Here is a 21,011-nt window from a genome sequence, read left to right on the forward strand (position 1 = left end):
CGAACCACCCGTCGAAGGGACGAACAGGACCATGGCGATCCAGGTCGGCGACAAGGCCCCCGACTTCGAGCTCAAGGACAACCACGGCGCCACCGTGAAGCTGTCCGACTTCCACGGCCAGAAGAACGTCGTGCTGCTCTTCTACCCGTTCGCCTTCACCGGTGTGTGCACCGGCGAGCTGTGCGAGGTGCGCGACAACCTGCCGCAGTTCTCCGACCGGGACACCCAGGTGCTCGCGGTCTCCAACGACTCCATCCACACCCTGCGCGTCTTCGCCGAGCAGGAGGGCCTGGAGTACCCGCTGCTGTCGGACTTCTGGCCGCACGGCAACGTCTCGCGCGCCTACGGCGTCTTCGACGAGGACAAGGGCTGCGCCGTCCGCGGCACCTTCATCATCGACCGGGAGGGCGTCGTCCGCTGGACCGTCGTCAACGGCCTGCCCGACGCCCGTGACCTGAACGAGTACGTGAAGGCGCTCGACACCCTGTGATTCTTCGGCCCCAGGGCCTGCGGGCGGCGGGAACCCGTCACTAGGATCGACTCGTTGATCCGACAGCCAACGCACTACTACGGGGCTCCCCGCCCCTGGACACCAATGGAGGACTCGTGGGAGTCAGCCTCAGCAAGGGCGGCAACGTATCGCTGACCAAGGAGGCTCCGGGCCTGACCGCGGTCATCGTCGGTCTGGGGTGGGACGTCCGCACCACGACCGGCACCGACTTCGACCTCGACGCCAGCGCGCTGCTGCTGAACAACTCCGGCAAGGTCGCCAGCGACCAGCACTTCATCTTCTTCAACAACCTGAAGAGCCCGGACGGCTCGGTGGAGCACACCGGTGACAACCTCACCGGTGAGGGCGAGGGCGACGACGAGCAGATCAAGGTCAACCTCGCGACCGTCCCCGCCGACGTCGAGAAGATCGTCTTCCCGGTCTCGATCTACGACGCCGAGAACCGCCAGCAGTCCTTCGGCCAGGTCCGCAACGCGTTCATCCGCGTAGTGAACCAGGCGGGCGGCGCCGAGATCGCCCGCTACGACCTGAGCGAGGACGCGTCCACGGAGACCGCCATGGTCTTCGGCGAGCTCTACCGGCACGGCGCGGAGTGGAAGTTCCGCGCCATCGGCCAGGGCTACGCCTCGGGCCTGCGCGGCATCGCGCAGGACTTCGGCGTGAACGTCTGAGGCCACAGCCTCGAACAGTCCGGCGCCGCACGGTTTACGTGCGGCGCCGGACGCGCAGGAACACCAGGAACCATCACCCGGGGAGGGACCAGCAACATGGGCGTCACGCTTGCCAAGGGAGGAAACGTCTCCCTGTCCAAGGCCGCACCGAACCTCACTCAGGTGATGGTCGGGCTCGGCTGGGACGCGCGCTCCACGACCGGAGCGCCCTTCGACCTCGACGCCAGCGCGCTGGTGTGCAGCGGCGGCCGGGTGCTCGGTGACGACTGGTTCGTCTTCTACAACCAGCTCAAGAGCCCGGACGGCTCGGTGGAGCACACCGGTGACAACCTCACCGGTGAGGGCGACGGCGACGACGAGTCGCTGCTGGTCGACCTCTCCAAGGTCCCGGCCCACTGCGACAAGATCGTCTTTCCGGTCTCCATCCACATGGCCGACGAGCGCGGGCAGACGTTCGGGCAGGTCAGCAACGCCTTCATCCGGGTCGTCAACCAGGCCGACGGCCAGGAACTCGCCCGTTACGACCTCAGCGAGGACGCCTCCACGGAGACCGCGATGATCTTCGGCGAGCTCTACCGCTACCAGGGCGAGTGGAAGTTCCGGGCGGTGGGACAGGGGTACGCGTCGGGGCTGCGAGGCATCGCTCTAGACTTCGGAGTCAACGTTTCGTAAAGCCGGGTACGGCGCGGGGGAGACCCGTACACCCCGTATCACAAGGGATTGGGTAGCCAGTGGTTCTGAAAACCTTCGGCTGGTCGTTCGCGGTCACCGCGCTCGGCCTGGTCGCGGCGGTCTTCTACGGGGGGTGGACCGCCTTCGGCATCGTGGCGATCCTCTCCGTCCTCGAGATCTCGCTGTCCTTCGACAACGCGGTGGTCAACGCCGGAATCCTGAAGAAGATGAATGCCTTCTGGCAGAAGATCTTCCTCACCATCGGCATCCTGATCGCCGTCTTCGGCATGCGGCTGGTCTTCCCGGTCGTGATCGTCGCGGTCAGCGCTCAGCTCGGTCCGATCGAGGCCGTCGACCTCGCGCTCACCGACAAGGACCGCTACCAGGAGCTGGTGACCGACGCCCACCCGTCGATCGCCGCGTTCGGTGGCATGTTCCTGCTTATGATCTTCCTCGACTTCATCTTCGAGGACCGGGACATCAAGTGGCTGGGCTGGCTGGAGCGGCCGCTGGCCAAGCTCGGCAAGATCGACATGCTGTCGGTCTGCATCGCCCTGATCGTGCTGCTCATCTCCTCGATGACCTTCGGCGCCCACGCCCACCAGCATGGCGGTACGCACGCCGACAAGGCGGAGACCGTCCTGCTCTCCGGTGTCGCCGGCCTGATCACCTACATGATCGTCGGCGGTCTCTCCGGCTACTTCGAGGACAAGCTCGAAGAGGAGGAGGAGCGCGAGCACGAGGCCGAGGAGAAGGCCGTGCGCGAGGGCAAGCCCAAGTCGGCCGTCAAGCTGGCCGGCCAGGCCGCGTTCTTCATGTTCCTCTACCTGGAGGTCCTGGACGCGTCCTTCTCCTTCGACGGCGTGATCGGCGCCTTCGCCATCACCAACGACATCGTCCTGATGGCCCTCGGCCTCGGCATCGGCGCCATGTACGTCCGGTCGCTCACCGTCTACCTGGTCCGCCAGGGCACCCTCGACGAGTACGTCTACCTGGAGCACGGCGCGCACTACGCGATCGGCGCCCTGGCGATCCTCCTGCTCGTCACCATCCAGTACGAGATCCACGAGCTCATCACCGGCTCCATCGGCGTGCTCCTGATCGCCGCCTCCTTCTGGTCCTCCGTGCGCCGCAACCGCGCGCTCGCGGCGGCCGGGGGACCGGGCGACAGCGAGAAGTCGGAGGTCTCCTCCGGGGTGTGACAGCCCTCTTCCCCAGGGCTCGGTTCGCTCCCGGTGTGCCGGCGCCGCCGGTGTGAACCGGTCCCGGGTGAGGAACGCTCTGTGCGGGGCGGCCGTCGAGGACGACTCCTCGTGGCCGCCCCGTCGGCGTCCGGGGCCGTGGGTGCGTGCGCGCGTCCGCGGCCCTCGGTGAGCGCGGGTCGAGGTGATCCGCGCTCCTTGCAGCGAAGGTGGGGGCGGGAATGGGCTTCTTGGACGGGCTGTGGCGCGGTCGCGAGAGCGAGTTCGACTCGGGCAGCGCGGCGACCAACGCCATCGAGCTGACCAAACGGCACAGCCAGGTCTCACTGACCAAACAGGGCGCGGCCACCGGCCATCTGCGCATCAACCTGGCCTGGCGGATGCGCACCTCGGACATCACCGGCTCGCAGCGGGAGAGCCTGCTGCGGCACCCCTTCAAGGCGCTCAAGCCCCCCGAGGTGCTCGGCCACAGCCAGAGCATGGTCAACGTCGACCTGGACCTGGGCTGTCTGTACGAACTCCAGGACGGTGCCAAGGGCGTCGTCCAGCCGCTCGGCGGCTACTTCGGCGACGTCAACGGCCCGCCGTACGTCAAGCTCAGCGGCGACGACCGGTTCGGCTCGGCCTCCGGTGAGACGATCTACGTCAACCTCGACAACCGGGACGCCATCAAACGCCTGCTGGTCTTCGCCTACATCTATGACCAGACGCCCGCCTTCGACCGTACGCAGGCCGTCGTCACGCTCTACCCGAGCAACGGCCCCCGCATCGAGATCAGCCTGGACGAGCGCCAGCCGCAGGCCCGGTCCTGCGCGGTGGTGATGATCGAGAACGTCAAGGGCGAGATCGTCGTCCGCCGCGAGGTGAAGTTCGTGTACGGCTTTCAGGGAGAGCTGGACCGGCTGTACGGCTGGGGTCTGCAGTGGGGCCGGGGGTACAAGACCAAGGCCGAGCGGTGACGCCCCGCCGGGCGCCCGCCCGGCGGACCCGGCCGTCTTCCTAGCGCCCGATGAACTGCGGCCCCTGCGGCGGCAGCCGGAAGTCCGGGTCGGGGATCACGGTGGCCGGCGGCGGATAGCCGTAGCCGGACTGCGCGCCCGTGCCGCCGGAGGCGGCCGGTGCCTGGGGGTAGCCGTACCCGGGGCGGCCGGCCGGCTGCGGATAGCCGTAGGCCGGTGGCGTCGTCGGGGGCTGCTGCGGATAGCCGTACGCGGGCTGGGCCGGGATCCCGGCCGGCTGCTCGGGCGGCAGCGGGCGCGAGACCTCGGGCCCGGCGGGGGCGGCGACCGGCTGGACGGCCGTGGTCTGGGAGGCGGTGGCCGGGGCGGGAGCGGGAGCGGGCGCGGGCTGCGCCGCCGCGGGCCGGTCGGACGAGGGGCCCGTCGCGGGCGGCTGGGGGCTTCCCGTGTGGTCGTCCGCCGTCTCGGACTCGTCCACCGAGATACCGAAGTCGGTGGCCAGGCCGTTCAGCCCGTTCGAATAGCCCTCGCCCAGTGCCCGGAACTTCCAGCCCTTCCCGCGCCGGTACAGCTCGCCGCAGATCAGCGCCGTCTCCTGGCCGGTCTCCGGCTTGACGTCGAAGTACGCCAGCGGCTCCCCGTCGGCGGCCGCCGCGTCGTACAGCTCGATGCGCAGCGCGCGGACCCGGTCGAAGGCGACCCCGTCGGCCGACGCCACCAGCAGGATCCGGCCGACCGAGGACTCGACCCCGGAGAGGTCTGTCTGGATCGTGTCGGTCAGGCCCTCGGTGATCCGCTTCTTGCCGAGCCGCCAGACCTTCCCGGAAGGGTGCCGGGGCTGGTTGTAGAAGACGAAGTCCTCATCGGAACGCACGCGGTCGTCGGGTCCGAGCAGAAGCGCGGAGGCGTCGACGTCCGGAACCCCCTGCCCGGGTGTCCAGCACAGCACGGCGCGTACCGTGGTGGCTTCCAGCGGGACGTTGGACCCCTTCAGCATCGCGTGCGTCATGCCGGACATCCTGCCCTCTCGGTCCTGGTCACGACAACGCGGGGGCGGGTTGCCCTGGGCCTTTCGCCTGTCCTCGTGTCGCGCCGCCTACACGGCCGGGTTACCGGAAATTCATGCCCGGTGGGAACCTCCGACATGGATCCCTACGTACTATTACCGGCCACCTTCGGACAATGCACAGGTCGCCCAGACACCACGGGGGAGTATTTATGCGTCATTTCGGGCACATCGCCCCTGAGGTGCGGAAGCGTCTCTTCCACCGGGAGCCCTGCACCTTCACGGCCGAGTCCCCGGCCCGGCTGCTGTCCGCCGCCCTGGGAGCCACGCTCTACAGCCCGGCCACCCGGCCGAGCCTCGCCGACGACATCCTCAAGCAGGCCTCGCGCGGAGTGGTCTCGATGGTGCTGTGCCTGGAGGACTCGATCGACGACGCCGACGTGCCCGCCGGCGAGGAGAACCTCGTCCGCCACCTCACGGACCTCGCGGAACGCCCCGAGGCGGACCTCCCGCTGCTCTTCGTCCGGGTCCGTACACCCGGGCAGATACCCGACCTCGTAAGGCGTCTCGGCCCCGCCGTGCGGCTGCTGTCCGGATTCGTACTGCCGAAGTTCACCGAGGAACGCGGCACGCCCTTCCTGGAGGCGCTCTCGCGCGCCGAGACGGCGAGCGGCCGGCGCCTGTTCGCCATGCCGGTGCTGGAGTCACCGGAACTGCTCTACCGGGAGACCCGCGTGCAGACGCTGGAGGGCATCTTCCGCGCCGTCGACAAGTACCGCGACCGGGTCCTCGCGCTGCGCCTCGGCGTGACGGATTTCTGCTCCTCCTACGGGCTGCGCCGGGCCCCCGACATGACGGCGTACGACGTCCAGATCGTCGCCTCCGTCATCGCCGACGTCGTGAACATGCTCGGGCGGGCCGACGGCACCGGATTCACGGTGACCGGGCCGGTGTGGGAGTACTTCCGGATCCAGGAGAGGATGTTCAAACCGCAACTGCGGCAGAGCCCCTTCCTGGAGGTGCAGGCCGTGGAACTGCGTCAGAAGCTGATCGAACACGCCATGGACGGCCTGCTGCGGGAGATCTCCCTGGACCACGCCAACGGCCTGCTCGGCAAGACCTGCATCCATCCCTCGCACGTCCTCCCCGTGCACGCCCTGTCGGTGGTCAGCCACGAGGAGTTCAGCGACGCCCAGGACATCCTGCGGCCCGAGCGCAACGGCGGGGGTGTACTGAGGTCGGCGTACACGAACAAGATGAACGAGGTGAAGCCCCACCGCGCCTGGGCCGAGCGCACCCTGCTGCGCGCCGAGGTCTTCGGAGTGGCGAACGAGGACATCGGCTTCGTGGAACTGCTCGCCGCCGGGCTGCCGGACTGAACACAAGGAACACATGAACGCCGCAGAGGACGCCGCGCACAACGGGAGGCACGAACACATGGTCGAGGGCGCGCACGCCGAGGGCCCGGCCGGGGTCTGGTCCGGCAGCTGGGTCGCGGAGCGGCTCGGCGTCGAGCTGGTCGGCGACGACCGGCTGACCGGCCTGCTGGGCCTCGCCCTGCGCCGCAACCCCAAGCGGGCCCACCTGCTCGTCTCCAACGTGCTCGGCAAGCACGTCCCGCAGTCGCCGTCCGTGGTGTACGGCCACGGCTTCGCCCTCGGCCGCCGCGTGCGCGACCTGCTCGGCGCCGAAGCGGCCGGCACCGCGGTCGTCCTCGGCTACGCGGAGACCGCCACCGGCCTCGGCCACTCGGTCGCCGACGGCCTCGGTGCCGCCCCGTACCTGCACTCCACGCGCCGCCCGGTCACCGGCGTCGCCCAGGCCGGCGGCTTCGAGGAGTCCCATTCGCACGCGACCTCGCACCTCCTGCTGCCCGAGGACCCGGCACTGCTGGCCGGCGACGGGCCGCTGGTCCTGGTCGACGACGAGTTCTCCACCGGCAACACCGTGCTCAACACCGTCCGGGCCCTGCACGAGCGCTACCCCCGCAAGCGGTATGTCGTCGTCGCCCTGGTGGACATGCGCTCGCCCGCCGACGCCGGGCGGCTCCAGGACTTCGCGCGGGAGATCGGCGCCCGCGTGGACCTGGTGACGGCCGCCGCGGGCACGGTCCGCCTGCCCGAGGGCGTCCTGGAGAAGGGGCAGGAACTGGTCGCCCGGCACGAGGCGGCGGCCGCCGCACCCGCGCGTGAGGGCGCCTCCGGGGCCGGAGTGCCCTCCTCGCCCGCCTTGGCCACCCGCGTCGACCTGCGCTGGCCCGCCGGAGTCCCCGACGGCGGACGGCACGGATTCACCCCCGGACACCGGGCCGGGCTGGAGGCCGCCCTGCCCGGCATGGCCGCACGGCTCGCCGAAGCGCTGCCCGCCGGCGCCCGCCGCGTCCTCGTCCTCGGCTTCGAGGAACTGATGTACGCCCCGCTGCGCCTGGCCCTCGCGCTGGAGCAGGCCGCCGACGCCGAGGTGCGCTACTCCACCACCACCCGCTCGCCCGTCCTCGCCGTCGACGACCCGGGCTACGCGATACGCACCCGACTGGTCTTCCCCGCGCACGACGACCCGGCCGACGGCCCCGGCGAGCGCTACGCCTACAACGTGGCGGGCGCCGGCTTCGACGCCGTGGTCGCCGTCGTCGACTCGGTCGCCGACACCCCCGCGCTGCACGCGCCCGACGGCCTGCTCGCCCGGCTCGCCGCCCACACGCCGCACGTCCTGCTCGCCGTCGTCCCCTCCTACGTCCCCGGAGCCCGGCCCGCCCCCGAAAGGCCCCCCATGCTGCCCGAGCCCCTGCGCGGCCCCGCCTTCTCCTCCTACGCCCCCGACGAGGTCGGCTGGCTGCTCCAGGACCTCTCGGACGTGACGCTGGAGGCGCCGACCGAGGAGCGCGAGGAGGCGATCCAGAGCGGCGGCGCCCACTACGCGGAGTCCCTGCCCGTGGAGTACCAGCCCAGCGAGCAGTACCAGGAGCTGTTCCACGCGGCGCTGGAGACGTCCGCGGCACGGCTCGCGCGGGCCGTCGGCGCCGTCACCGAGATCGTGCTGGCCGAGCGGTCGCCGCGCCCCGTCCTGGTCTCCCTCGCCCGCGCGGGCACACCCGTCGGCATCCTGATGCGCCGCTGGGCACAGTTCCGGCACGGTCTCGACCTCCCCCACTACGCCGTGTCGATCGTCCGGGGCCGCGGCATCGACGCCAACGCGCTGCGCTGGCTGGCCGGCCACCACGACCCGGCCGACGTCGTCTTCGTCGACGGCTGGACCGGCAAGGGCGCCATCACCCGCGAACTCGCCGCCGCACTGCGCGACTTCGAGGTCTCCGACGGCATCACCGGCTTCGACCCGGAGATCGCCGTGCTGGCCGACCCCGGCTCCTGCGTCCGCACCTACGGCACCCGCGACGACTTCCTCATCCCCTCCGCCTGCCTCAACTCCACCGTCTCCGGCCTGATATCCCGCACCGTGCTCCGCGCCGACCTGGTCGGGCCGCACGACTTCCACGGCGCGAAGTTCTACCGCGAACTCGCCGCCTCCGACCTCTCCCCGGCCTTCCTCGACGCCGTCTCCGCCCGCTTCCCCGAGGTCGCGGACCAGGCCGACGCCCAGGCCAAGGAACTCCTCGCCGCCGACCGCACCCCCACCTGGGAGGGCTGGGCGGCCGTCGAGCGCATCAGCGAGGAGTACGGCATCCACGACGTCAACCTCGTCAAACCCGGCGTCGGCGAGACCACCCGCGTGATGCTGCGCCGGGTGCCGTGGAAGGTGCTGGCACGGGCCGGGGCCGGCAGCGACCTGGACCACGTCCGCCTGCTGGCCGACCAGCGGGGCGTGCCCGTGGAGGAGGTCGCCGGCCTGCCCTACACCTGCGTCGGGCTGATCCACCCCAAGTACACGCGGGGCGCGACGGGCGCCGACGGCAAGGCGGTGACGGTCTGATGCCGGTGCTCGTCGCGAGCGACCTCGACCGCACGCTCATCTACTCCGCCGCCGCCCTGGGGCTGACCATGCCCGACCCGCGGGCACCCCGGCTGCTGTGCGTGGAGGTCTACCAGAGCGAGCCCCTGTCCTACATGACGGAGACGGCCGCCCGGCTGCTGACGGACCTCGGCGACACGGCGGTCTTCGTGCCGACCACCACCCGGACCCGCACGCAGTACCAGCGCATCAACCTGCCGGGTCCCCCGCCGAAGTACGCGATCTGCGCCAACGGCGGCCACCTGCTGGTCGACGGCGTCTCCGACCCCGCCTGGCACGCGCGGGTGACGGCCCGGCTGGCCGACGAGTGCGCGCCGCTGGCCGAGGTGCAGGAGCATCTGCTGCGCACCGCCGACCCGGTGTGGGTGCGCAAGCACCGGATCGCCGAGGACCTCTTCGCCTACCTCGTCGTCGAGCGGGAGCTGCTGCCCGAGGACTGGGTGAAGGAACTCGCCGTCTGGGCCGAGAACCGCGGCTGGACCGTGTCCCTCCAGGGCCGCAAGATCTACGCCGTGCCGGGACCGCTCACCAAGAGCGCGGCCGTCCGCGAGATCGCCCGCCGCACCGGCGCCGACGTCACCGTCGCCGCCGGCGACTCCCTCCTCGACGCCGACCTGCTGCTCGCGGCGGACCGGGGCTGGCGCCCCGGCCACGGCGAGCTGGCCGACTCCGGCTGGACGGCCCCCACCGTCACCGCCCTGCCCGAGCGCGGGGTGCTGGCGGGGGAGCGGATCCTGCGGGAATTCCTGCAGGCGGCGTGCCCGGCCCTGTGACCTCGGCCGGTCCCGAGGGCGCGTCCCCGGGACCGGACCGCTGTATGCCCTGGCGGCGGCGCCGGCGGTGCCCGGCCCCCGGCCGCAGCAGCCGCATGCCGATGAACACCAGCACCGCCAGGACGGCGCCCACGAGGACCACCTTCGAGTACGCGGAGACGATGCGCGTCACCTCGGACCAGTTGTCACCCAGGGCATAGCCCGCCAGCACGAACGCCGTGTTCCAGATCGCGCTGCCCAGCGTGGTCAGGCCGAGGAACACGGGCAGCCGCATCCGCTCGACGCCCGCCGGCACGGAGATCAGACTGCGGAAGATCGGGATCATCCGGCCGAAGAACACCGCCTTGGTGCCGTGCCGCAGGAACCACGCCTCCGTCTTCTCTATGTCGGCCACCTTCACCAGCGGCAGCCGCCCCGCTATCGCCACCGTGCGGTCGCGGCCGAGCAGCGCACCGATCCCGTACAGGGCGAGGGCGCCGATCACCGAGCCCGCCGTCGTCCAGAGCAGGGCGGCGAGCAGGTCCATGCGGCCGGAGCTCGCCGCGAACCCGGCGAGCGGAAGGATCACTTCGCTCGGCAGGGGAGGGAAGAGGTTCTCCAGGGCGATGGCGAGGCCGGCTCCCGGCGCGCCGAGCGCGTCCATCAGGTCGTTGATCCACTGCGGTGCGGCACCGCTGTCCGCGGCCGTCTGCGCTGCGATGGCTGTCATGCCGACCACGCTAGAAAACCGGAGCTGAAGGGACGCTGAGGAAGACCGCATGATCCGTTGTGGTCGACCACAGCCGGGAATTGCGGTTTTCCGCAGTGTGCGCCGCAGCCGCGCCCGACTAGCCTCGCGATCATGCGAGACATGGTGCGGCGCGGTGCGCGGTGCGCGGTGGGCCTGATCTGGGGGGCCGCCGCGGCCGTCGTCGAGCTGCTCTTCACCGCCGTGGCGGGGCTGGCCCTGCTGGCGGTCGCCGCCTGGCCGGCCGGCCGTCGTGCCGTACTGCGTCCGGTCCTCGTGTGCGCACGGAGACTGGCGGAGCTGGACCGGGCCCGGCTGCGGATCTGGCTGGGGGTCCACACCTCGCCCGTGTACGAGGACACGCAGGCCCTGGGATATCTGGCCTGCCGCTGGACCCTCGGTGTCCTCGGCGCGGTGGTGATGCTGTCGGCGGCGATCGGCCTCGGGTACGGCACGTCCTGGACATACCTCTGGCTGCTGGTCGACGACGTACGGAACAGCGCGTCGGTCCTCTACACGTCCCTCGGCGGGCTGTTCCTGCTCTTCCTCGCCGTGCAGGGCATACTCGCCGTGGCCGAGCTGGAGGGGAAGCTGGCGGGACGCCTGCTCGGCCCGCGCCACCAGGAGCAGCTCGAGCGGCGGATCGTCGAACTGTCCACGAGCCGCGCCGCCGTGGTCGACGCGGTGAACGACGAACGACGCCGCATCGAGCGGGACCTGCACGACGGTGTGCAGCAACGTCTGGTCGCCCTCGGCATGCTGCTCGGCCGCGCCCGGCGCAGCCAGGATCCCGATCGCAGGGACCGGCTGCTGCGTCAGGCCCACGACGAGAGCCGCCGGGCCCTGGACGAGCTGCGCGAGGTGGCCTGGCGGGTCTACCCGACCACGCTGGACGAGGCGGGCCTGCGCGCCGCGCTGGAGACGGTCGCCGAGCGGACGTCCGTCCCGGTCGCCGTGGAGTACGACGTCGCCGAGGAACCGGAGCGGGCCGTTGCGACCGTCGCCTACTTCGTGGTCTGCGAGGCGGTCACCAACGCGGTCAAACACGCGGCGCCGAGCCGGATAAGGGTCGTCGTCAGATCGGAGGGGAAAACGGTGCATGTGAGCGTCCAGGACGACGGCCGTGGTGGGGCCGACGCCGGCGGCAGCGGACTGTTCGGGCTCGCCCGGCGAGTCGCCGCCCTCGACGGCAGCCTCAGTGTGGCCAGCCCGCCGGGCGGCCCCACGCTCGTGGCCGCGGAGCTGCCGTGCGGGTGATGCTCGCCGAGGACTCGACCCTGCTGCGGGAGGGGCTCGTGCGCCTGCTGGCGGAGGAAGGGCACGAGGTGCTCGCGGCCGTCGGCAATGCCGAGCTGTTGCTGAAGGCGGTCGCCGAGGACCCGCCGGACGTGGTCGTCGTCGACGTCCGGATGCCGCCGACGCACACGGACGAGGGCCTGCGCGCGGCCCTGGAGATCCGTGAACGGCTGCCCGGGACCGGCGTGCTGGTGCTCTCGCAGTACGTGGAGAAGCGGTACGCGACGGAGCTGCTGACCGGTGAGACGGAAGGAGTCGGCTATCTGCTCAAGGACCGGGTGGTCCAGGTCGACGAGTTCCTGGACGCGTTGGAGCGCGTGGCCGGCGGGCGCGCCGCCTTCGACCCGGAGGTCGTGCGCCAGCTGCTCGGGCGCACGACGCACACCGACCCGCTCGCCCGGCTCACCGCACGGGAGCGGGACGTGCTCGCGGAGATGGCGCAGGGGCACACCAACGCGGCGATCGCGCGACGGCTGCACATCTCGCAGAGTGCCGTCGAGAAGCACATCAACGCGATCTTCGACAAGCTGGAACTGACCGGGGGTGAGGGCTATTCACGCAGGGTGCTGGCGGTGCTCCGCTATCTGGGGAGCTGAAGGCGGCCCGCACAGCCCGGCGGCGGTGACAGCTGCGCGGGTCAGCCGCAGCAGCCTCCGCCGCAGCAGCCGCCTCCGCCCCCGCCGCCCGACCGGGGGGCCGGCGCCGGCGCGGAGGCCGAGCCGCCGACGGCGACCGTCGACAGGAGCTTCACCGTGTCGTCGTGGCCCGCGGGGCAGGCGGCGGGGGCCGAGGACTCGGCCATGGGACGGCTCATTTCGAAGGTGTCGCCGCAGGTCCGGCAGCGGTACTCGTAGCGAGGCATGCGCACAGGTTAACCGGCGCTCCGGCCCCGTCGCAGGGCAAGCGGCGCCGCACCTGCGCCGTCAGTGACCGGCGCCGCGTTCCTCGCGGATCCGGGCGACCACGCCGGCCACCGTCCGCCGGACCGCGTCGGTCTCGGTGAGGAAGTGCCAGTAGTCGGGGTGGCGGCCGTCCAGCGAGGCGACCGCCCGGTCCAGCCGGGACACCGAGTCGTCCAGGGGGCGCGCGTGGCGCGGGTCGGGGGTGTTGCGGCCCGCCATGGCCAGCCGCTGGGCGTCGCGGATCGCGAACCGGGTGCGTTCGATCTCCCGCTGCGGGTCCTTCTGCACGGCGTTCAGCTGCCGCAGCCGGTCACCGGCGGCGGACACGGCCTCGTCGGTCGTGTTCAGCAGGGCTCGTACCGTCGACAGCAGGGCGGTGGCGTCGGGCCAGCGCTGCTCGTCCCGGGCGGCCTGCGCCTCGGCGAGTTTCCGCTCGGCCTGCCGGACCGACTCGGCGGCCTGCTCCGGGACCTGCTGGAGGTCCTGCCAGCAACTGGCCGTGAACCGCCGCCGCAGCTCGCTCAGCACGGGTTCGACCTGTCCGGCGCGTGTGGTCAGCGCCTGGGCGCGGGTGCGCAGGGAGACCAGCCGGCGGTCGATCTCGGCGGCCCGCTCGGGCAGCCGCTCGGCCTCGGTGCGGACCGCCTCGGCCTCCCGGGTGACCCGCTCGGCCCGCTCCAGGGTCTGCGGCACGCCGTGCTGTCCGGCGCCCTGGTTCAGCCGCGTCAGTTCGGGCCCGAGGGTGGCGAGACGGGCGGCGAGGTCGTCCGCCCGCAGCCCGGAGCCGCGGGCGGTGTCCAGGGCGTTGGAGGCGGCGAGCAGGGCCTGCCGGGCGCGTTCCACGGCGGGGGCGAGCCGGGCCAGCTGGGTCTCGGCCTTGCCGATCAGCGGCCCGAGCCCTTCGGTGAAGCGGTCCAGCTCCCGCTTGACCCGCCCCAGTTCCTCCTTGGCGGCGGTCAGTTCGGCGCGGGCACGGGAGGCGGCCGACGCCTCCAGGTCGTCCCGGTCGAGGTCGTGGGAGTCGACGGCCTGGATGTACTGGTGACTGGCCTCGTCGATGCGCCGGCCGAGCGCCTCGAAGTCGGCGACCGCGCGGCGGGCGGCCGGCGAGTCGTCGACGGCCGTGATGGTCTCGATGGAGATGCGCAGGTCCCGCTGGGCGGTGTCGAGTTCGTAGAAGGCGGCCGCGGCAGCGTCCTTGGCGGCCTGGGCCTCGGCCCGCTGGCTCTCGGCGCGCCCCCCGAACCAGCGCCGGGTGCCGCCCCCGGCGAACGCGGCGGGCAGCGCGAGCACGGCCACCAGCGGCAGGCCCGCGAGCGTGAGCGCGTCACGGGCCGCGCCCCGCCTGCGGGGGCGACGGGACCGGTGCGGCAGGCGGCGGTGCGCGCGCGGCACCATCGGCGAGTACGGCTGCGATGGTGTCGCCGTCACATCCCTCTCCCGTGTCGTCCGTCCTGCCCGGGTTCATTCTCCCACCCGTTAAGGACGAACACACGGGCCGGTCAGTTCGCCGTTCGGACGGTGACTTTGCCGTCCTGGGTCCGTGCGGTCACCACGTGGGCGCTGGCGTCGTCCCGGGGCACGGACACGTCGACCGATCCGTCGTCGCTCCCTGCGGACACCTTGTACGTGGCCCGGGGCAGTTCGACGCTCACGGAGCCGTCGTCGCTGTGGGTCTCCACCAGGTCCGGGACGGCCCCGAGTTGGAGGCGGACCGAGCCGTCCCGGGTGGACGCGTCCACCCGGCGCGAGGAGACGTCCGCGCGCAGCGATCCGTCGTCGCTGCGCAGTGTCAGCGGCCCGGTGGAGTCGCTGACGCGCACGGACCCGTCGGCCGTACGGATCTCCAGCGCGTCCCGGAAGCCCTGTGCCCGCACGCTGCCGTCGTCGGTCTCCACCTTGACGGCGACACCGCGCGGCACCTCCACACGGTGCTTGGTGGCGCAGTCGGCGACCACGCCGGAGCAGTGCGTACGCAGTTTCAGCCGGTCGCCGTCCATGCTCCAGCTCACCTCGGGGTCGGAGCCGATGGCGACCGAGCCGTTGAACCACCGGGTCGCCTCGACCTTGCCGGACGGGTTGCCGTCGGCGGCGACGATCTCCAGCGCGGAGTCGTCGGCGTCGATGGTGAGGGTGTCGCCCTGGAGGGCGAAGGTCCGGTGGTCGGGGTCCTTGTCGTCCTCCGCGGAGGCACAGGCGCTGAGGCCCGCGACGAGAACGGCGACGGTGCCGACGGCGGCGAGCACGCGAGCGGGAACGGTACGGGCGGCCATGACGATCTCCCCCTGGGACGGACGACGAGGCACTGCGCCGGCGGGCTCCTTCTCGAAAGGACCCCGCGCGACCAGGCTCTTCGACCGTACGGTCGCGGGGCCTGCCCGGGGATCCGGGCCGCTCCCGGATCGGGGGTGGGGTTAACCCCCGGCCGGTGGGCGGGCAACCGCGGACCGGACCGCCCGGGATACGGGTTTGCCGCACAGTGCCCGGGGCCATGTAGGCTGTCGACTCGTCCTGGGTGCGTAGCTCAGGGGTAGAGCGCCTGCCTTACAAGCAGGATGTCGGCGGTTCGAAACCGTCCGCGCCCACCAGGACCGGCGCCGCGCGCCGGGTGAGAGGCCTCCGGAGACCGTCCGGGGGCCTCTTGCGTGCGCGGGTCCCGCCCGGACGCCGGCCGCCGGCGCTACGAGCCCTGGCCGGGCGCCGCCTCACCGGCGTCCCCGGGCGGGGGCTCGTGGGCGTGCTTCAGTTCCGTGCGCGCCCGGACCCGGTCGGGGCCGGTGATCTCGGACCAGTAGCGGTGGGTGCTGACGAAGACGGCCAGTTCGCGTTCGCGGCGCCGCAGCTTCTCCACCTCGGCCTGTTCGTCCGCCGACCAGCCGGGTGAGGCGGGGCGCTCGACCTTGCGCCAGCCGTTGTCGTCGCTGAATCCGTCCAGCGGCTCGACGGACCAGGGGAGCCGCTTGAGCAGGGCCGACAGCTCGGCCCGGACCTGATGGAGTTCCTCCTGACCGGCGAGGAGGTCACTCGGAAAGTCATAGGTCGTAGCCACAGCTCAATGATACGCCTGTTCGATTTTGAGGCGCGCGTTCCCTTCGGTGGTTCACGCGAACGGGTGGCCTCCCGGTCCCGGGCGGAGAGCTGTGAGACTGGGGGCATGTGCCGCAGCATCAAGACGCTACGTCCGCCCGTGCTGGCCGAAGAGGCCACCGAGGAGGAGATCAGGGCCGCCGCCCTGCAGTACGTGCGCAAGGTCTCCGGGTTCCGCGCGCCGGCCGCGCACAACCGGGAGGTCTTCGAACGGGCCGTGGAGGCGATCGCCGAGGCCACGGCCGAACTGCTGGACGGCCTGGAGGTGCGGGGAGGCGCCGGCGCCCGGCGGGCGGGGTGACGCCCTTCCCGCGGTGACGCACCCCACCCCGGGCATGGGGTGCGGTGCCGCTACGGAGCCTGGCGCCCTACGGCGCCTCGGTCGTCTGCGGCTGCCGGCGCATCAGGTACGCCGCCGCCGCGCCCGCGCCGAACAGTGCCGCCACCGAAACCGCCGTCGCCAGCCAGGTCGCGCCCAGCCACTGGCCGCCGAAGTAGCCGAGGGCCACGCTGTAGGCGGCCCAGGCCAGTCCGGCGAGCGCCGACCAGGGGAGGAACTCGCGGATCCGGCGGTGGGCGGTGCCGGCGACGAGGGAGACGACCGAGCGGCCGGCGGGGGCGAAGCGGGCCAGGACGACGAGGGCGCCGCGGGCGCCGCCGCCGCGGGCCAGGGCTCCGCCGAGACGTTCCTGCGCCGTGGTCAGCCGCCGGGAACGGGCGATCGCGCGGTCCAGACGCGCCCCGCCGCGCCAGGCGAGGCGGTAGACCACCAGGTCGCCGAGTACCGAGGCGGTCGCCGCGCAGAGCGTCAGTACCAGGATGTCGGGGACGTCGTGCGGGACCCGTCCGGCCGCCGCCGCGCCCGAGCCCGCGGCCGCCGCCGTGGCGGCCGTGATCACCAGGACACCGCTCGGCAGCACCGGCAGGAACACGTCGAGGAGCACCGAGACGGCCACCAGCACATAGATCCATGGGCTGCTGACCAGCGACGCGATACTCCCGAGACCTTCGACCACCACAACTCCCCGTTACTCCCCCGTGGGCCAGACCATGCCGCGACGAGCGGGGAACGGCAGGGGCGGCCGATGACAGCCATACAGCGTACGCCCGGGGTGTGACAGAGGGTTCACAGGGGGCTCGTGTGTTCGGCACGGAGCGTTCACGAAAGGGCGGCAGCGGTGCCCTCCCCGCCGGGAAGGGCACCGCTGCCGCGGCGGTTCAGGCCGCTATCGGCGTCTGCTCCGCGGCCGGCTCCCGCTGCGCGGGCGTGCGCCTGGCGATCAGCCGGTCGAGGCCGAAGGCGCCGGACCCGGTGAAGGCCAGCAGCAGGAAGGCCCAGCAGAACATGGCCGCCGCCTCGCCGCCGTTCTCCATCGGCCACAGGGCGGTGGGCTGGTGGACCTTGAAGTACGCGTAGGCCATCGAGCCCGAGGCGACGACCGCCGCGGCGCGGGTGCCGAGGCCCAGCAGGACGAGTCCGCCGCCGACCAGCTGGATCACGGCCGCGTACCAGCCGGGCCAGGTGCCCGCGTCGACGGTGCCGCCGCCCGCCGCACCACCGAGGACGCCGAAGAGCGAAGCGGCGCCGTGGCAGGCGAAGAGCAGGCCGACGACCATGCGGAAGAGGCCGAGGGCGTAGGGCTGGGCGCTGTTGAGGCGTTCGGTCATGTGGGGGGTGCTCCTTCGGTCTGGCCGGCCACTGGGGCCGGTGGGGACGGAACCGAGTGGGGAGCCCACGTTAGGGGACCCTAAGCAATGCTTGCAAGTTCAACATTTGGCCATGGCTTGTCTTCCTGCTTCCGTTTCCGGGCGCGTATCCCTACCGGCCGATCCGGCCGTTATCGTGAGTGAGCCGCCGGGGGTGCGGCCCCCGCCCGGCACGGCGGCAGGGCGGGAGGAAGAGGAGCGCATGGCGGGTGACGTACGGGTACGGCGGCGGCAGGCGCGCGGCGAGCAGCGCATGGCGCAGATCCTCGACGCCGCGGCCACGGTGTTCGCCCGCAGCGGCTACGAGAAGGCCACCACCATCGCGATCGCCGCGGAGGCGGGCATCTCGCCCGGGTCGCTCTATCAGTTCTTCCCGAACAAGGAAGCCATCGCGCAGGCGCTGGCCGACCGGTTCGTCATACAGCTGCGCACCGCCCACGGCGCGGCCTTCGGCTCGGTCGATCCGGCGACGCTGGACCTCGACGACCTCCTGGACCGTGTCGTCGACCCGCTGATCGCCTTCAATCTCGCCAACCCGGGGTTCAAGGCGCTGTTCGCGCGAACGGACATGCCGGCGGGCCTCGCCGACGCCGCTCGCCCCGTCAACGAGGCCTTCATGCAGCGGATCGACGCCCTCTTCACGACCCGGGCGCCCGGGCTGCCGGAAGCGGAGCGGCTGCGGACCGCCAGGGTCGCCATCCAGCTGTTCTCCGCGATGGTCCCGCTGGTCGTAGCCGCGGAAGGCGTCGAACGGGAAGCCATGACGGGCGAGTTGAAGAAGGCGCTGCGCGGATATCTCGCTCCGGTGCTCGGCCGCACCGGGGCCGGGCGGGCCTGAGGGTCGCCCGGCGTACCTGAGGGGCGCCCGGCGGGCCAGAGGGGCGCCCGGCGGGCCTGAGGGGCGCCCGGCGGGCCAGAGGGGCGCCCGGCGGGCCTGAGGGGCGCCCGGCCACCGCACCGTACGGCGGACCGAACGCCCCTGCCCGTTGCCCGTTCGCGCGTCGGCGGCCGGGCTCCGAGAACGCCGCTCAGAGCGTCACAGGGCGAGCTTCCCCGTCGTCGGGTTCGTCACCGGTCCTCCTTCGGGACCGGACCGGTGTAGCGGACGATGTACACGCCGTCGTTCTTGTGCGAGATGTAGATGAAGCCGCGCCGGTCGACCACGACGTCGTCCGTCTGCAGCACCAGGTCCCCCACGGGCAGCATGCCCAGCCGCTCCTTGGGGTCGGGCGGCATGTAGAAGCCGACCTCGCGGGGCAGCCGCTTGTTGGACACGTCGTAGATCCGCAGCCCCGCGTTGAAGTGGGCGATGTAGAACAGGCCGTCCTGTCTGCGTACCGCGGGGTGGTGCTGGTGGTGGTTGATGTTGTGCGGTCCGCGCCAGCCGCCCCGCGTGGTGAAGTCCTCGTACGGAGCGCCGGGCGGTGGCACGGGCTCGGGGAACAGCGAGAGCAGATACGGCTTGCGGGGGTCCGAGATGTCGACGATCGAGGCGTGGTGGGCGGGGCCCTCGCCGTAGGTGATGTTCTCGGAGTTGGCGAACGCGATACCGCGCTCGGGGACGGGGAGCACCCCGTGCACTCCCAGGTGGTCGTGGAAGGGAGGGCTGAACGAGAGCCTGCCGACGGGCCTGGGCCGGGACACGTCCGAGATGTCGAGCACGATCAGTCCGGCGCCGCCGTAGGGCAGGTACACCAGTCCGTCGCGCGTCGGATACGGCGGCCCGTGCAGCGAGACGCTCGCGGGCGCGGCGCAGCAACCCGCCGGGTGCCCCGGCCGCCACGCGGTGTCCCCGTCCCGGAGGGCCGCCTCGTCCTCGCGCTGTCCGGGCACCCACCAGCGGCCCGCCTCGCGCGGCCGGGAGCGGTCCGCGATGTCGAGGATCACGTAGATGTTGCCCTGGTGGCCCGGCATGCCGGCGGCCAGGTGCACATACCGTCCGCCGGGGTACAGGTTGCGGTGCGTGCCGGTGCCGCCGGTCCGGAAGTGCCCGAGCCTGCGCGGTCGTACGGGGTCGGCGATGTCCCAGATCAGCACGCCCTCCTCGTAGGGGGCACCGGGATCGGGGTCGGCCTCCTCGGGGAAGATCTTCTCCAGCGCGGTCACCATGGTGTCGCCGTGCAGGTCCATCTGAAGGGTCAGCGTGTGGGCCGGGCCCTTGATGAACCGCACCATCCGGGGCCGTGCGGGGTCGGTGACGTCGACGATGCTCCAGCCGCCGTGCTGCTGGTGCCCGGTGTACAGGTACCAGCGCCCGGCCACCTCGCGGACGGCCATCTTCAGCGCGGGCCGGCGGTCCATGTCGGTGAATCCCACGAGTTCGGTGTTGCGGGCGTAGGACCCGTCGGGCCGCGCGTGCCCGGCCTCCTCGTCCGCGGCCGCCGGTGCCGAGGCCCGGGCGGCGGCAGCGGCTCCCGCGCCCACGGCGAGCGACGCCTGTAAGGCGCGGCGCCGGGAGAGTGCGCGCTCACCCATCACAGCCCCGCCAGTGCGCCGCCGTCGACCAGCACGGACGTGCCGGTCTGGAAGCTCATGTCGTCGGAGGCGAGGGCGAGCGCCGCCGTCGCCATCTCGCGGGGCGTGGCGATGCGCCGCAGACCGTCCACCTGGGTCCTGCCGAACTCGGCCTTCGCGGCCTCCCAGGCGGCGTCCGTCGTGCCCGGCTCCCGGTGGGCCTCCAGGATGGCCGTGTCCGTGGTGCCGGGGGAGAGCGCCACCACGCGGATGCCGTGCTCGCCGTACTCGATGGCGGCGCAGCGCACCAGTCCGGTGAGGCCGCCCTTGCTCGCGGAGTAGGCGCCGATCCGGGGACGCGTGGCGAACTCGTTGGAGGAGCCCGTCACCAGGATGACGCCCTTCCGCCCGGCGGCCACCATGTGGCGGGCCTCGTGCTTGATGGCGAGGAAGACACCGCGGGTGTTGGTGGCGAAGGTGTCGTCCCACTGCTGGACCGTCGTCTCGGCGAGGGTGCGGATGTGCTGCACCCCGGCGTTGTTGAGGGCGATGTCGAGTCCGCCGTACCGGTGGGCGACCCTGTCGACGAACGACTCGATCTGGGCGGGATCGCGTACGTCGGCCCGGATGTAGGTGGCTTCACCGCCGGCGTCGCGGATCTCCCGCTCCACCTCCTTGCCGAGCCGCTCCCGCCGGCCGCAGAAGCCGACCCGGGCGCCTTCCGCGGCGAACGCCACGGCGGCGGCGCGGCCGATTCCCGAGGTGGCCCCGGTGATGATCACTGTCTTGCCGCGGTAACGGCCGCCGCGATCGGTGCCGCGTTCGTTCGCCGGTGCCGCCGCGGCGGCACCGGGTGCGCCGGCGGCCATCGCGGCCGCCGCGGTCAGTCCGGCGGCGCCGAGCAGCGCGGTCCGTCGTCCGACGGGCGCCGCTCCGGTGTCGGAGATCGCACCGGTATCGGGCGCCGAGCCGGTGTCGGGGGCTGAGGGGGCGTGGTGCTGCCTTGCTTCGGTCATGGCATCCGCCTCGTCATCACTGCCGCGCGGCACGGTACGGCCCACGGCGTATTTACGAATAA

The 21,011-nt window shown here is 72.2% G+C and carries 22 protein-coding genes and 1 tRNA gene; 13 read left to right on the forward strand and 10 right to left on the reverse strand.

The annotated features are described in order from the left end of the window. Positions 1–31: 31 nt before the first annotated feature. The 5 genes from H0H10_RS00655 to H0H10_RS00675 all read left to right on the forward strand — a co-directional run bounded on the left by H0H10_RS00655 (position 32) and on the right by H0H10_RS00675 (position 4,015). Positions 32–490: a peroxiredoxin gene (locus H0H10_RS00655; protein ID WP_188178798.1), complete on the forward strand. Its 459-nt coding sequence runs from the start codon at positions 32–34 to the stop codon at positions 488–490. A gap of 116 nt (positions 491–606) precedes the next feature. Next, positions 607–1,182, forward strand: a complete 576-nt coding sequence (locus H0H10_RS00660) for a calcium homeostasis/redox stress adaptation protein (protein WP_159532298.1) — start codon at positions 607–609, stop codon at positions 1,180–1,182. A 96-nt stretch (positions 1,183–1,278) separates the two neighbouring features. After that, complete coding sequence (locus tag H0H10_RS00665) at positions 1,279–1,854, forward strand: TerD family protein (RefSeq protein ID WP_188178799.1); 576 nt, start codon at positions 1,279–1,281, stop codon at positions 1,852–1,854. A 59-nt stretch (positions 1,855–1,913) separates the two neighbouring features. Beyond that, positions 1,914–3,056 (forward strand): DUF475 domain-containing protein, encoded by a 1,143-nt coding sequence (locus H0H10_RS00670; protein WP_188178800.1) that lies wholly within the window; start codon positions 1,914–1,916, stop codon positions 3,054–3,056. Positions 3,057–3,277: 221 nt separating this feature from the next. Further along, entirely contained in the window at positions 3,278–4,015 is a 738-nt protein-coding gene (locus tag H0H10_RS00675) for a TerD family protein (protein ID WP_188178801.1), read from the forward strand. A 40-nt stretch (positions 4,016–4,055) separates the two neighbouring features. Here H0H10_RS00675 and H0H10_RS00680 read toward each other — a convergent pair whose 3' ends face one another. Then, positions 4,056–5,024, reverse strand: a complete 969-nt coding sequence (locus tag H0H10_RS00680) for a TerD family protein (RefSeq protein ID WP_188178802.1) — start codon at positions 5,022–5,024, stop codon at positions 4,056–4,058. A gap of 209 nt (positions 5,025–5,233) precedes the next feature. On the opposite strand from H0H10_RS00680, the gene H0H10_RS00685 reads away from it, so the two are divergent. Genes H0H10_RS00685 through H0H10_RS00695 form a run of 3 tightly spaced genes read left to right on the forward strand, consistent with a single transcriptional unit; the run spans position 5,234 to position 9,760 of the window. Beyond that, positions 5,234–6,400 (forward strand): HpcH/HpaI aldolase/citrate lyase family protein, encoded by a 1,167-nt coding sequence (locus tag H0H10_RS00685; protein WP_188178803.1) that lies wholly within the window; start codon positions 5,234–5,236, stop codon positions 6,398–6,400. Between the two features lie 58 nt (positions 6,401–6,458). Next, positions 6,459–8,948, forward strand: a complete 2,490-nt coding sequence (locus tag H0H10_RS00690; RefSeq protein WP_188178831.1) for a phosphoribosyltransferase — start codon at positions 6,459–6,461, stop codon at positions 8,946–8,948. Then, positions 8,948–9,760: an HAD family hydrolase gene (locus H0H10_RS00695; RefSeq protein ID WP_188178804.1), complete on the forward strand. Its 813-nt coding sequence runs from the start codon at positions 8,948–8,950 to the stop codon at positions 9,758–9,760. The genes H0H10_RS00690 and H0H10_RS00695 overlap by 1 nt, the downstream gene beginning before the upstream one ends. Here H0H10_RS00695 and H0H10_RS00700 read toward each other — a convergent pair. Further along, complete coding sequence (locus H0H10_RS00700; protein WP_188178805.1) at positions 9,678–10,469, reverse strand: DedA family protein; 792 nt, start codon at positions 10,467–10,469, stop codon at positions 9,678–9,680. The genes H0H10_RS00695 and H0H10_RS00700 overlap by 83 nt on opposite strands. A 132-nt stretch (positions 10,470–10,601) precedes the next feature. On the opposite strand from H0H10_RS00700, the gene H0H10_RS00705 reads away from it, so the two are divergent. Next, positions 10,602–11,744, forward strand: coding sequence for a sensor histidine kinase (locus H0H10_RS00705; RefSeq protein WP_188178806.1), 1,143 nt, complete (start codon positions 10,602–10,604; stop codon positions 11,742–11,744). Continuing rightward, the gene (locus H0H10_RS00710) at positions 11,735–12,379 is read left to right on the forward strand and encodes a response regulator transcription factor (protein ID WP_188178807.1); all 645 of its coding nucleotides are present in this window, start codon (positions 11,735–11,737) and stop codon (positions 12,377–12,379) included. The genes H0H10_RS00705 and H0H10_RS00710 overlap by 10 nt, the downstream gene beginning before the upstream one ends. 41 nt (positions 12,380–12,420) lie before the next feature. Here the strand turns inward: H0H10_RS00710 and H0H10_RS00715 are convergent, their stop codons facing one another. The 3 genes from H0H10_RS00715 to H0H10_RS00725 form a co-directional block, all read right to left on the reverse strand. Continuing rightward, positions 12,421–12,645, reverse strand: coding sequence for an FmdB family zinc ribbon protein (locus H0H10_RS00715; RefSeq protein WP_188178808.1), 225 nt, complete (start codon positions 12,643–12,645; stop codon positions 12,421–12,423). Between the two features lie 61 nt (positions 12,646–12,706). Further along, complete coding sequence (locus tag H0H10_RS00720; RefSeq protein ID WP_188178809.1) at positions 12,707–14,116, reverse strand: coiled-coil domain-containing protein; 1,410 nt, start codon at positions 14,114–14,116, stop codon at positions 12,707–12,709. Positions 14,117–14,187: 71 nt separating this feature from the next. Beyond that, complete coding sequence (locus H0H10_RS00725; protein WP_188178810.1) at positions 14,188–14,958, reverse strand: DUF4097 family beta strand repeat-containing protein; 771 nt, start codon at positions 14,956–14,958, stop codon at positions 14,188–14,190. A gap of 240 nt (positions 14,959–15,198) precedes the next feature. Here H0H10_RS00725 and H0H10_RS00730 point away from each other — a divergent pair. Then, positions 15,199–15,273: transfer RNA gene (locus H0H10_RS00730), tRNA-Val, on the forward strand. Positions 15,274–15,365: 92 nt separating this feature from the next. On the opposite strand, the gene H0H10_RS00735 is transcribed toward H0H10_RS00730, so the two are convergent. After that, a complete protein-coding gene (locus tag H0H10_RS00735; RefSeq protein ID WP_188178811.1) occupies positions 15,366–15,734 on the reverse strand; it encodes a DUF8825 domain-containing protein in 369 nt (122 codons plus the stop codon). Positions 15,735–15,839: 105 nt separating this feature from the next. On the opposite strand from H0H10_RS00735, the gene H0H10_RS00740 reads away from it, so the two are divergent. Further along, a complete protein-coding gene (locus H0H10_RS00740; RefSeq protein ID WP_188178812.1) occupies positions 15,840–16,073 on the forward strand; it encodes a DUF2277 domain-containing protein in 234 nt (77 codons plus the stop codon). A gap of 67 nt (positions 16,074–16,140) precedes the next feature. Here H0H10_RS00740 and H0H10_RS00745 read toward each other — a convergent pair whose 3' ends face one another. Next, positions 16,141–16,788 (reverse strand): DedA family protein, encoded by a 648-nt coding sequence (locus H0H10_RS00745; RefSeq protein WP_188178813.1) that lies wholly within the window; start codon positions 16,786–16,788, stop codon positions 16,141–16,143. Positions 16,789–16,990: 202 nt separating this feature from the next. Continuing rightward, positions 16,991–17,440, reverse strand: coding sequence for a DoxX family protein (locus H0H10_RS00750; protein WP_188178814.1), 450 nt, complete (start codon positions 17,438–17,440; stop codon positions 16,991–16,993). Between the two features lie 241 nt (positions 17,441–17,681). Here H0H10_RS00750 and H0H10_RS00755 point away from each other — a divergent pair, with 241 nt between their 5' ends. Continuing rightward, positions 17,682–18,317 carry a TetR/AcrR family transcriptional regulator gene (locus H0H10_RS00755; RefSeq protein WP_223179178.1) on the forward strand — a complete coding sequence of 212 codons (636 nt, stop codon included), beginning with the start codon at positions 17,682–17,684 and terminating at the stop codon, positions 18,315–18,317. 230 nt (positions 18,318–18,547) lie between these two features. On the opposite strand, the gene H0H10_RS00760 is transcribed toward H0H10_RS00755, so the two are convergent. Together H0H10_RS00760 and H0H10_RS00765 are read right to left on the reverse strand one after the other, a co-directional pair. Continuing rightward, entirely contained in the window at positions 18,548–19,954 is a 1,407-nt protein-coding gene (locus H0H10_RS00760; protein ID WP_223179179.1) for an LVIVD repeat-containing protein, read from the reverse strand. Beyond that, on the reverse strand, positions 19,954–20,949 hold the full coding sequence (locus H0H10_RS00765; protein ID WP_188178816.1) for an SDR family NAD(P)-dependent oxidoreductase: 996 nt from the start codon (positions 20,947–20,949) through the stop codon (positions 19,954–19,956). Before H0H10_RS00765 ends, H0H10_RS00760 begins: the two co-directional genes overlap by 1 nt. Between the last annotated feature and the right edge of the window lie 62 nt (positions 20,950–21,011).

Source organism: Streptomyces griseicoloratus (assembly GCF_014534645.1).
In the GTDB taxonomy this organism is placed as follows: Bacteria; Actinomycetota; Actinomycetes; order Streptomycetales; family Streptomycetaceae; genus Streptomyces; species Streptomyces griseicoloratus.